Origin of the sequence: Sphingomonas sp. SORGH_AS_0438, assembly GCF_031453475.1 — a bacterium.
In the GTDB taxonomy this organism is placed as follows: Bacteria; Pseudomonadota; Alphaproteobacteria; order Sphingomonadales; family Sphingomonadaceae; genus Sphingomonas.
The window spans coordinates 2,950,624-2,962,351 of the sequence record NZ_JAVIZS010000001.1 but is presented as its reverse complement, the minus strand read 5'-3'; the positions used below and the strand labels follow the sequence as shown (position 1 = coordinate 2,962,351).

Below are 11,728 nucleotides of genomic sequence, written 5' to 3'. Positions count from 1 at the left end.
GCCCGCAAAGATGCGCCGTTTCCGCGACTTAGCCAAGCGGTGAGTCGCCCCGATCGCACCGGAGCGACTCCCCCGCGATCATTTCACGCCGTGCATCCAGCGCTTGATGAGCGGCGATAGCAGCAGCAGGAACAGGCCGATGCCGACGGCGATCCAGCCGATCGTCCAGAACACGCCGGTATAGGTGTCCAGGCTGACCTTCAGGTTGGTCACCTGCCCGCCCACCGTCTCCACGCTCGCCACCTGCGCGACGATGCCGGCGACATATTGCGCGACCGAGATCGACAGGAACCACACGCCCATCATCATGCCGACGATGCGCGCGATCGACAGCTTGGTGATCATCGACAGGCCGACCGGCGAGATGCACAATTCGGCGAAGCTGTGGATGAAGTACAGGCCGGCCAGCCACCAGATCGCGACCTTGAAGGTCGGGCCGACCATGGTCGCGCCCCAGACCAGGAACAGGAAGCCCGCGCCCACGCCGACCAGCGCGATCGCGAATTTGACCGGCACCGACGGCTCCAGCCCGCGCCGCGCCAGCCCCGTCCACAGCGCCGACATGACGGGGGCGAGCAGGATGATGAACAGCGCGTTGAAGAACTGGGTCTGCCCGGCCGAAATGGAGAAGAGGCCGAACACCGACAGGTCGGTATTGCGATCGGCGAACAGCGTCAGCGACGAGCCGGCCTGTTCGAACAGCGTCCAGAACACGACGTTGAAGACGATCATCACCATCGCCGCCAGCATCATCTGGAACTCACGCCGGTCGCCCTTCATCGCCGACCAGATCAGGATAGCCGGCACGCCGATCAGGAAGGTGCCGAACAGCAATTTGCCCATCAGCGACAGGCTGGCGATATAGCCCATGATGCCCGAACCGGGCACCGGCGGGGTCGCGTTCATCAGGTTGATGAACAGCAGGTAGAAGACCGGCACGCCGAGCAGCGCCAGCGCATAGATGCCCAGCGCCCGATCCTTGCCGCCCTGGCGCACCGCCAGCGGCGGCTCGCCATAGCCGCTCAGCTTGCCGCCATCGAACTGGATCAGCGCCCAACTGAACACCATGCCCGCCGCCGCCAGCCCGAACCCGGCCCACCAGCCGATCGCATCGGCCAGGAAGGGGCAGAGGAGCTGCGACAGGAACGAGCCCAAGTTGATGCCCATGTAGAAGATGGTGAAGCCCGCATCGCGGCGTCGGTCGCCCTGCGCGTAGAGCTCGCCGACCATGGTCGAGATATTGGGCTTGAAGAAGCCGTTGCCGACCGACACCAGGCACAGGCCGAGCAGCATGATCGTGACGTAGAGGTCGCTGCGCTCGCCGCCCGCGACCAGCTTGCCGGGAGCCACGGTGCGCGTGACGCGGCCGTCCGCGGCCACTAGCGCGGCGCTGCCGTCCTCCTGGCCCTGGATCTTCAGCCGCTGGCCGTTGTCGATCAGATATTGCGTCTCGCCGCCGCTCGCCGACTGGTCGACCTGCACCGCATAGCGCTGGCCGTCGATGGTCGCGATCGGCTTGGCGCTTTCGCCGCCGAAGCAGAGGATGAAATAGCCGATCGACATCAGGATCGCGCCGAACTTCACCGCGCGCTTGAAGCCCAGATACTGGTCCGCCAGCCAGCCGCCGACCAGCGGCGTCAGATAGACCAGCGCGGTATAGCCGCCGTACAGGCCGGTCGCCTCACGGTCGCCGAACACGAAATGCTTGGTGAGATACAGCGTCAGGAGCGCCCGCATCCCGTAGAAGCCGAACCGCTCCCACATCTCGGTCGTGAACAGGCGCGCCAGCTGGCGGGGATGGCCGAACCAGCTTTCCTGGGCGGCAGGATTGACATGGGTGATGTCCGGCTCGCGCGGGGTGTCCGCGGTCGGGGTGTCCACCATTCGAGATACGCTCCCTAAATACACGGCTCCGGGCACGGGGGCCCGGTCGGTCATCGTCCGTGACCGTTCGATGGCGACGGACCCTAGCGGCAAGCGCGCGCGTGTAAACATCCCGTGCCGCCGGGCTGGTCCCGGAGCCGCGGAGGAGGGTGGGGGAGCGGAGGCTTCGAAACGCCTCGCTTTCGTCCCGATCTGTGCGGGATCGTTGCGAGCGCGGGCGTTCCATCGCGATGGCCATCCACCCCGACCGGGGTCGGGGTGAATTACGAAATGTTCTGAAGGTGTTGTGGAGGTTGCTCCGTTCCAGGATGGTGGCGGATCAGGGGCGGAAACCCGGTCTCGCGAAGGGCCGGCGCCCCGTCAGGCCGTCACCAGAGTCGGGCGCGGGCGTTCGCGCGCGGCGAGTTCCTGCTGCCGGTCGCGTTCGGCCCAGTCGATGATCTCCATCCGGCCATCGCCATGTTCGACCAGCGCGGTGCAGCTCTCCACCCAGTCGCCGTCGTTATAATAGGTGATCTCGCCGAACTGGCGGATCTCGGCCGAATGGATATGGCCACACACCACGCCCTCCACCCGGCGCTCGGCGGCGGCGTGTGCCACCACCTCCTCGAAGCGCGAGATGAAGGCCACGGCGTTCTTCACCCGCTTCTTCATATGCGCGGCCAGCGACCAATAGGGCAGGCCCAGGCGACGGCGGCACCAGTTGACCAGGCCGTTGCTCTTCAGGAGCAAGGTGTAGGCCCCGTCGCCCAGAAAGGCCAACCACTTGTGGTAGAGGACGACATTGTCGAACTGGTCGCCATGGATCACCAGCAGGCGGCGGCCATCGGCGGTGACATGCACATCCTCGTCCAGCAATTCGATGCCGCCGAACTCCAGCCCCGTATAGTCGCGGAAATGCTCGTCGTGATTGCCGGGGATATAGATCACGCGGGTGCCGTGCTTGGCCATCTTCAGGATCGCGCGCACCACGTCGTTATGCGCCTGGGGCCAGTACCAGCCCTTGCGCAACTGCCAGCCGTCGACGATGTCGCCGACCAGATAGAGCGTCTCGCACTCATGCGCCTTCAGGAAGTCGAGCAGCATCGCCGCGTTCGAGCCGCTGGTGCCCAGATGCACGTCGGAGACGAAGATGGTGCGATAGCGGGTCCGGCGGGGCGCGCGCCCGTCCTCCTCGTCGCCGCCGTCCCGGTCGGGCAGGGCGAGCCAGGCGGGCAGCGGCGGTGCGGCGCGCCGGTGCGAGCCTGTATCGCCCACCCGGGCGAACGTCCTGACAGCGTGCATCTCGGCCATGTCCGATCCCCCGATCGCGGGACGCGCGGCTGAGCGCGCGCCCATCTTCGTTGCCGGCAGGGCATAGCAACGCAGTGGGTCAATCCGATGCCATTCCCGTGAAGCTTCGGTGGCGGATCGATGACGGCGGGCATCATCAAAACATCGCAAAAGTGCAACGCGGCTCTGTCACATATCGCCGACCGTCCGTGACAGGTTTCCGCACGAGGAGTTTCTGGTTGGCGACTCAGATGAACAGTATCGGCGTGGCCAAGGCCTATGATCGTTGGGCGCCGATCTATGATCTCGTGTTCGGGGCGGTGTTCCGCCAGGGCCGATCGGTCGCGATCGATGCGGCGGAGCGGGTCGGCGGCCGCATCCTGGAAGTGGGGGTGGGCACCGGCATCTCGCTGCCCCGCTATCGCCGCAGCAGCCGCATCACCGGCGTCGACCTGTCCGACGCGATGCTGGACAAGGCGCGCGCGCGGGTCGCGCGGCTGGGCCTGACCAATGTCGAGGCGATCGAGATCGGCGATGCCGAGCGGCTCGCCTATCCGGACCATGCGTTCGACGTGGTAGTCGCCCAATATGTCGTCTCCGCCGTGCCGCATCCGCTGCGCGCGCTGGACGAATGCGCCCGCGTTTGCCGACCGGGCGGCGAGATCGTCATCACCACCCGCGTCAGCGCCGAGGGCGGCCTGCGCGGCACGATCGAGCGGGGGCTGATGCCGGTCACCAGCCGGCTGGGCTTCCGCACCGAATTTCCCTTCTCGCTCTACAGCGACTGGGTCGCCAGCCGGCCCGACGTCACCCTGCTGGAGGCGCGGCCGATCGCGCCCTTCGGCCATTTCTCGCTCGTGCGCTTCGGCCGGACGGCCGGCGGCAAAGGACAGGACCAGTGAGCAATTTCCGCGCGCAACTCGCCGAACAGCGGTGGGACGACCATCGCTACTATCATCACAGCCTGGTCAACCAGAGCCTGCATTTCGTCAGCGCCTGCACCTTCATGGTCGCCTATTGCCTGTTGCTGGTCGATCCGGCGGTCGCCAGCCTGCTCGCCTGGGGCGTGGCGATGACCAGCCGGCAGGCGGGGCATTTCTTCTTCGAGCCGAAGACCTACGACCATGTGAACCAGGCCAGCCACGAACATAAGGAGGAGATCAAGCTCGGCTACAACCTCTTCCGCAAATGGGTGCTGATGAGCGTCTGGGTGTCGGTGCCGCTGGTGCTGCTCGCCACGCCGACGCTGTTCGACACGCTGGAGAGGCCGGCGGGGGTGATGGATTACCTGCGCCATGTCGGGATCGGCTGGCTGATCCTGGGGATCGGCGCGATCGTCGTCCGCTCGCTCCAGCTCTTCGCGCAATATGACGTGGAGACGGGGCTGGTCTGGGCGACCAAGATCGTCACCGATCCGTTCAACGACTTCCGCCTCTACAAGGGCGCGCCGTTGCGGCTGCTCAAGGGCGAGCGGATCGATCGCCACGAAGCGGTGTGACATCGGCCCCCCGTGTTCCGGCGAACGCCGGAACCCAGGGCCGAGAGCGACAACGCCTGTTGCATGTTGCAACCCTGGGCTCCGGCGTTCGCCGGAGCGCATGGCGCTTCAGGCCACGCCCCGCCCCAACCGCACCGCGATCATCTCGCGCAGCAGGCGGCGGCGGACGCTCTTGTCGGTCGCGCCCGCCGGGTGCCACCACCAGCCGCCATCGCGCATCGCCCGCCCGGCGGTGACGAACCGCTCGACGATCTCCGCGAACAGCGCGTCGTCGATGTCGAGGCTGAAGATCAGCCGCCCCGTGCCCACCCAGCTCAGCGCCAGTCCCGCCGCCCGGAGATGATATTGCAGCATCCAGTTATAGGCGGAGGGGGCATCGTGCAGCACCGTCCACACCGTGGTCAGATGCGCGACCCGCAGCGGCAGGCCCTCGGCGGCGAGGCGGGCGTTGAGCTGCTCGGCCCGGCCGCGCCAGCGCGCGTCCATGTCCGCATAGAGCGCCTGCACCGCTGGCGTTTCCAGCCGGCGGAGAAAGGCGTTCATCGCGCCCATCACATAGGGGTGCGCGTTGAACGTGCCGCGCGCGAAGCAGATGTCGCCGGGCCGGTCGTCGCGCCAGCGCTTCATCAGCGCGGCTCGGCCCGCCAGCACCCCGACCGGCAGGCCGCCGCCCAGCGTCTTGCCATAGGTGACCAGGTCCGGCTCCACCCCGAAATATTCCGCCGCGCCGCCGGGGGCGAGGCGGAAGCCCATGAACACATCGTCCAGGATCAGCACGATGCCGTTCGCCCGGCAGGTCGCCGCCAGCCGCTGGAGCCAGGCGGCATAATCGGCGCGTGCCACCTGCCGCCCGCCGCCGCGCCCCGCGACCAGCTGCCCGTCGGACGGCGCGCCGCCATTGGCGTGCAGCGCCTGGAGCGGGTTGACCAGCACGCAGGCGATGTCGCGCCGGGTCGCCAGCACCTTCAGCGTCCGCTCCGACAGGTCGGCCAGCGTCAGCGTACCGTCGGCGGGCACGGGATTGCCGACGCCCGGCTGCACATCGCCCCACCAGCCATGATAGGCGCCGGCGAAGCGCACCAGCCGCCGCCGTCCGGTGTGATAGCGGGCCAGCCGCACCGCCTGCATCACCGCCTCGGTGCCCGACATGTGGAACGACACCTCGTCCATCCCCGACAGCGCCCGCAGCCGCGCGACCGTGTCCGCCACCACCGGATGCAGCGCGCCGAGCACCGGACCCAGCGGCTCGGCCAGGTCCACGCCTTCCCGGATCGTCTGCTTGTACAGGTCGTAGCCGAGCAGGTTGACGCCGTAGCTGCCGGTCAGGTCGATCAGCCGGTTGCCGTCCAGATCCCAGACCATCGGCCCCTCCGACCGGTCGAGGAACGCGCCGACGCCGAGCGCCTCGCGCACGCGCCGGCTGAACTGGAAGGGCACGCGGTAGCGGCCGGTGAATTGCAGGTCGGACAGGCCCTCGCGCGTCTCGCGGGTCAGCGCCAGCGTCTTGGGAAAGCGTTCGGCGAAGAGCGTCGCCAGCGCCTCGAACGAGGCGCGCCGCGCGGCCGCGACATCCTCCGGCGCGCCGTCCGCGCGGAAGATGCGGGCATCGTCATAGTCGTAATGGGGCAATTGTCCCGCCACCCGCTTCGCCATGCGGACATGGCCGCCGAGCGAGGGATGCTTGGCGCGCGACAAAGCGAGCCGGCGGCGGCCCTGGGTGGCGGCGAGCAGGCCGGTGGCGGCCGCGAGCGGAAGCAGGAGCGGATGCATGGCGCCACCAACCCCATCGGCGTGACGCGGCGATGACAGACATGATCGGGACAGACGGGATCGGCACGATGACGACAGCCAAGGCGCCGCGCGGATGGATGCGGCTGCTGATGCAGGAGGATATCAACTTCCTGCTGACCAACCGCCTGCCGCGCCGCTGGGCGACCCGGCTGGTGGGGCGGATCGCGCGGGTCGAGCATCCGCTGGTCCGCATCCCGGCGCTGGCGCTGTGGCGCGCCTTCGCCGGCGTCGACCTGAGCGACGCGGCGACCCCGCGCTTCCGATCCCTGCGCGACGGCTTCACCCGCGCGCTGAAGCCTGGCGCGCGGCCCTATGATCCCGATCCGGCGGTGATCGCCAGCCCCTGCGACGCGATCGTCGGCGCGCATGGCCGGATCGAGGGCGACCGTGCCTATCAGGTGAAGGGTTTTCCCTATCGCCTGGGCGACCTGATCCCCGACCCCGGGCTGGTCGAGCGGTTCCGCGACGGATCGTTCGTCACGCTGCGGCTGACGGCGGGCATGTACCATCGGTTCCACGCGCCGCACGACCTGCGCGTCGAGGGCGTCACCTATCGCTCGGGCGATTGCTGGAACGTCAATCCGATCGCGCTCAAGCGGGTCGAGCGGCTGTTCTGCCGCAACGAGCGCGCGGTGATCGAGGCGCGGGTGGAGCCTTTCGGCCTGCCGATCCTGCTGGTGCCGGTCGCGGCGATCCTGGTGGCGAGCATCCGCCTGCACCTGGTCGATACCGAGCGGTCGATCCGCGACCTGGGCGGCGCGCGCCTCGCCTGCGACGCACCGGTCGCCAAGGGGGAGGAGATGGGCTGGTTCGAACATGGCTCGACCATCCTGGTCTTCCTGCCCGCCGGGGTCGGCCTCGCACCCGAACTGGTGGAGGGGCGGGCGATCCGGGCAGGGCAGCCACTCGCCCGCCTGCCCGGCTGATCCGGCGTCAGCGCGCCAGCGGATCGATCGCGTCGTCGGCCGGGTCGGCCGGCCGGGCCAGCGCCTCGACCCGGTCCATCAGCCGCAGGATATTGCCCTGCGCCAGCCCCGCCAGATCGGCGTCGCGCCAGCCACGCCGCGCCAGTTCGGCGAACAGCGCCGGATAGCCGTCGACCCCGGCCATGTCGGCGGGCGCGGTGCCGTTGATCCCGTCATAATCGCCACCCAGGCCGACGCCGCCGCGCCCGGCGAGGCGGGCGACATGCTCGACATGATCGGCGGCGGTGGCGGCGGTGACGCGCGGCATCGGATGCGCGGCGTCCCAGGCGATCAGCGGCGCGGGGCTGCGCGGGCCATAGACATCCGCCGGCACGCCGACGCTCTTGGCATAGTCGGTCCGTGCCCGGTCCCAGCCGCGCCAGTCCGCCGACAGGAAGGCGGGGTAGAGATTGACCATCACCACCCCGCCGCGCGCGCCGATCGCGGCGAGCAGCGCGTCGGGCAGGTTGCGCGGCGCATCCGCCAGCGCCCGGGCCGCGGAGTGCGAGGCGATCACCGGCGCGCGCGACACCGCCAGCACCGCGCGCACCGTGGCGTCGGCGACATGGCTGACATCGACGATCATGCCGATCCGGTTCATCTCCGCCACCACCCGCCGGCCGAACGGCGACAGGCCGCCGCTGATCGGATCGTCGGTCGCGGAATCCGCCCAGGCCAGGCTGCGCGTATGGGTCAGCGTCAGATAGCGGACGCCGAGCGCATGATATTGCCGCAGCACCGACAGCCGCCCGTCGATCTGGTGGCCGCCCTCCACCCCGATCAGGCTGGCGATGCGGCCGCCCTGCAGGACCCGCCGCATTTCGGCGGCGGTGCCGGCGAGCGCCAGGTCGCGCGGGTGGCGATCGACCATGCGGCGGACCAGGTCGATCTGCTCCAGCGTCATCTCGACCGCGCGCGGGCCGGTCACCTCGGGCGGGATCCATACCGACCAGAACTGCCCGCCGACATGCCCGCGCCGCAGCCTGGCGAGATCGGTCTGGAGCGGATGCGGCAGCACGCTGCCGTCGCGGTCGATCGCGGTCACGTCGCCGCCCTGATGCGCACGGAGTTCCCAGGCGAGGTCGTTATGCCCGTCGATCACCGGCGCGCGCACGAGGATGCGCTCGACACGGGCAGGGACGGTATCGGGTGCGGGCGCGGCGGCGAGTAGCAGGGCGAGGATCATGTCCGCGTTTCCCATATCGTGATCCTCATGTCCCGACGCTCCACCGGAGATATCGCGCATGGACGGCATCAGCATTTCCGAAGCCCGCGCCGACTTCAAGAGCGTGGTGGAGCGGGTCGTCGCCGATTGCGGATGGTCAAGTTTGTCAGATGGAATGAGCGTAGCATAATAGGCCCGCATACGCCTAAACGTGGCTGATTTACGTCATGGCCGCTTACATTTTAATCGCGATCTTTGACACCATATGAAGGCCATGGCGTATCCAATCGAACAGAAATTAGTGGTCGGGATTACTTCATCGGCTCTATTTGATTTCACGGCGGAGCATAAAATTTTTCAAACCGAAGGTTTGGATGCTTTTAAGAGTTATCAGATTGCAAACAGGAAAACGCCGCCTGCGCCTGGCGCAGCATTTCCTTTCATAAAAAGACTTTTGGGGCTGAACAAAAAGTTCCCACAGCAATCTCCTGTAGAAGTAGTTATTCTTTCTAGAAATGACCCGGTTGCTGGCGCTAGAATTATGGATGCAATACCAGATTATGGTTTGGATATATCCAGGTACTTCTTCTTGTCTGGAGCGAGTCCGTATCCGTACATGAAGTCGGTGAATGCCTGTCTTTATCTTAGCGCTGACAAGGATGAGGTTAAAGCGGCGGTGGCGGATGGGCATCCAGCCGGGTACGTCCTTCCTTGTGCGGCCGTTGATGATGAATTGGATACGCAGCTCAGGATTGCTTTCGATTTTGACGGGATATTGGTTGATGATGAGGCGGAGCAGCAATACGCTAAAGGCGGCATCGACCTGTTCCGCCACCATGAAATTACAAATAGCGCGAAACCATTGAAAGATGGGCCGCTTATGCCATTGTTGCAGAAAATTTCTACAATACAAAAAGTAGAACGAGAAAATCCTCAGCAGGTTAACGATCCTGACAAAGCCATTAGAGTTGCTATCGTCACTGCCCGTAACGCTCCTGCCCATGAGCGGATGATGAATACCTTAAAGTTCCAAGGTATAGAAGTGGACGAATTGTTTCTCACTGGGGGTATAGAAAAGAAGAATATTCTAGACGTTTTAAAGCCGCAAATATTTTTTGATGATCAACTAGGGCACTTGGAACCTGCTTCCGGGAGCACACCATGCGTTCATATTCCTTTCGGCGTGCGAAACGTATGAACCATATTAAGAAGTCTCTCTCGCCAAAGTAGAGTTGGCGTGACCGTGATGTAGAAACACGGTCACGCCCATCACCTCACTCCGCCGCCGGCAGATACACCTCGCTACCCTTGGCGCGGAACGTCTCGCTCATCGCCTGCATCCCCGCCTCGGCCTCTTCCGCCGCGACGAAGCTCTCGACCGGGGCGTTCTGCTTGGCGGCGAATTCGCGGACCTCCTGCGTGATCTTCATCGAGCAGAATTTCGGCCCGCACATCGAACAGAAATGCGCGGTCTTCGCGCCCTCCGCCGGCAGGGTCTGGTCGTGATAGGATTCCGCCGTGTCGGGGTCGAGCGACAGGTTGAACTGGTCGCGCCAGCGGAACTCGAAGCGGGCGCGGCTGAGCGCGTCGTCGCGCAGCTTGGCGGCCGGGTGCCCCTTGGCCAGGTCGGCGGCATGGGCGGCGAGCTTGTAGGTCACCACGCCGACCTTCACATCGTCGCGGTCGGGCAGGCCCAGATGCTCCTTGGGCGTGACGTAGCAGAGCATCGCCGTGCCGTACCAGCCGATCATCGCCGCGCCGATGCCGCTGGTGATATGGTCGTAGCCCGGCGCGATGTCGGTGGTCAGCGGCCCCAGCGTATAGAAGGGGGCCTCGCCGCAGACCTGGAGCTGCTTCTCCATATTCTCCTTGATCTTGTGCATCGGCACATGGCCGGGGCCCTCGATCATCACCTGCACATCCTCCTTCCACGCGCGATGGGTCAGCTCGCCCAGCGTGTAGAGTTCGGCGAACTGCGCCTCGTCATTGGCGTCGGCGATCGAGCCGGGGCGCAGGCCGTCGCCCAGCGAATAGGCGATGTCATAGGCCTTCATGATCTCGGTGATCTCGTCGAACCGCTCGTAGAGGAACGATTCCTTGTGATGCGCCAGGCACCATTTCGCCATGATCGATCCGCCGCGCGACACGATGCCGGTGACGCGCCTGGCGGTCATCGGGATATAGGGCAGGCGCACGCCGGCATGGATGGTGAAATAGTCGACGCCCTGCTCGGCCTGCTCGATCAGCGTGTCGCGGAAGATGTCCCAGGTCAGGTCCTCGGCGATGCCGCCGACCTTCTCCAGCGCCTGGTAGATCGGCACCGTGCCGATCGGCACCGGCGAGTTGCGGATGATCCATTCGCGCGTGTCGTGGATGTTGCGCCCCGTCGACAGGTCCATCACCGTGTCCGCGCCCCAGCGGATCGACCAGACCAGCTTGTCGACCTCGGACGCGACGTTGCTGGCGACCGCCGAATTGCCGATATTGGCGTTGATCTTGACCAGGAAGTTGCGGCCGATCGCCATCGGCTCCGATTCCGGGTGGTTGATGTTGGACGGGATGATCGCGCGGCCGCGCGCTACCTCGTCCCGCACGAATTCGGGCGTCACATAATCGGGGATGCTCGCGCCGAAGCTTTCGCCGTCGCGGGCATATTCGGCGCGCCGCGCCCGGCCCAGATTCTCGCGCGCCGCGACATATTCCATCTCCGGCGTGATGATGCCGGCCTTCGCATAGTGCATCTGCGTGACGTTGCCGCCATTGCGGGCGCGCAAGGGGCGACGGACCGGGTTGGGAAAGGGCTGGACGCCGCCCGACCGGTCGGGGCCGAGCTGGCCGTTATCCTCCGGCCGGACGTTGCGCGCATCATAGCTTTCCACATCGCCGCGCTGGCCGATCCAGCCGGCGCGCAGTCGCGGCAGGCCGGCGTTGATGTCGATGCGGACGTTCGGGTCGGTATAGGGGCCGGAGGTGTCGTAGACGCGCAGGGGCGGCTCGCCCGAGGCGGGATCGAGCGTGATCTCGCGCATCGCCACCTGCACGTCGGTGCCGGGGACGGGGACGTGAATCTTGCGCGATCCCCGGATGGGGCCGGTGGTGACACCGATTTCGGTACGTGCGGGCAGATCGGCCATGTGACTCTCTCCAAGCGCC

Annotated in this window: 9 protein-coding genes; 4 read left to right on the top strand and 5 right to left on the bottom strand. The window is 66.4% G+C overall.

Annotated elements, in window-relative coordinates; genetic code table 11:
- Window positions 1–78: 78 nt before the first annotated feature.
- Together QE452_RS13850 and QE452_RS13845 are read right to left on the bottom strand one after the other, a co-directional pair.
- Window positions 79–1,884: a peptide MFS transporter gene (locus QE452_RS13850; RefSeq protein WP_309659638.1), complete on the bottom strand. Its 1,806-nt coding sequence runs from the start codon at window positions 1,882–1,884 to the stop codon at window positions 79–81.
- Between the two features lie 360 nt (window positions 1,885–2,244).
- Window positions 2,245–3,168, bottom strand: a complete 924-nt coding sequence (locus tag QE452_RS13845; protein WP_125993484.1) for a UDP-2,3-diacylglucosamine diphosphatase — start codon at window positions 3,166–3,168, stop codon at window positions 2,245–2,247.
- Between the two features lie 239 nt (window positions 3,169–3,407).
- Here QE452_RS13845 and QE452_RS13840 point away from each other — a divergent pair, with 239 nt between their 5' ends.
- Together QE452_RS13840 and QE452_RS13835 are read left to right on the top strand one after the other, a co-directional pair.
- Window positions 3,408–4,058 carry a methyltransferase domain-containing protein gene (locus QE452_RS13840; RefSeq protein ID WP_309659639.1) on the top strand — a complete coding sequence of 217 codons (651 nt, stop codon included), beginning with the start codon at window positions 3,408–3,410 and terminating at the stop codon, window positions 4,056–4,058.
- Window positions 4,055–4,654 (top strand): hypothetical protein, encoded by a 600-nt coding sequence (locus QE452_RS13835; RefSeq protein ID WP_309659640.1) that lies wholly within the window; start codon window positions 4,055–4,057, stop codon window positions 4,652–4,654. Before QE452_RS13840 ends, QE452_RS13835 begins: the two co-directional genes overlap by 4 nt.
- Window positions 4,655–4,762: 108 nt before the next feature.
- Here the strand turns inward: QE452_RS13835 and QE452_RS13830 are convergent, their stop codons facing one another.
- Window positions 4,763–6,424 carry an aminotransferase class III-fold pyridoxal phosphate-dependent enzyme gene (locus QE452_RS13830; protein WP_309659641.1) on the bottom strand — a complete coding sequence of 554 codons (1,662 nt, stop codon included), beginning with the start codon at window positions 6,422–6,424 and terminating at the stop codon, window positions 4,763–4,765.
- A 68-nt stretch (window positions 6,425–6,492) separates the two neighbouring features.
- On the opposite strand from QE452_RS13830, the gene asd reads away from it, so the two are divergent.
- A complete protein-coding gene (asd, locus tag QE452_RS13825; protein WP_309659642.1) occupies window positions 6,493–7,371 on the top strand; it encodes an archaetidylserine decarboxylase in 879 nt (292 codons plus the stop codon).
- A gap of 7 nt (window positions 7,372–7,378) precedes the next feature.
- On the opposite strand, the gene QE452_RS13820 is transcribed toward asd, so the two are convergent.
- Window positions 7,379–8,611: a dipeptidase gene (locus QE452_RS13820; RefSeq protein ID WP_309730289.1), complete on the bottom strand. Its 1,233-nt coding sequence runs from the start codon at window positions 8,609–8,611 to the stop codon at window positions 7,379–7,381.
- Window positions 8,612–8,849: 238 nt separating this feature from the next.
- Here QE452_RS13820 and QE452_RS13815 point away from each other — a divergent pair, with 238 nt between their 5' ends.
- Complete coding sequence (locus QE452_RS13815) at window positions 8,850–9,773, top strand: 5'-nucleotidase (RefSeq protein WP_309659644.1); 924 nt, start codon at window positions 8,850–8,852, stop codon at window positions 9,771–9,773.
- 76 nt (window positions 9,774–9,849) lie between these two features.
- Here the strand turns inward: QE452_RS13815 and thiC are convergent, their stop codons facing one another.
- Window positions 9,850–11,709, bottom strand: a complete 1,860-nt coding sequence (gene thiC, locus QE452_RS13810) for a phosphomethylpyrimidine synthase ThiC (RefSeq protein ID WP_309659645.1) — start codon at window positions 11,707–11,709, stop codon at window positions 9,850–9,852.
- Window positions 11,710–11,728 lie beyond the last annotated feature (19 nt).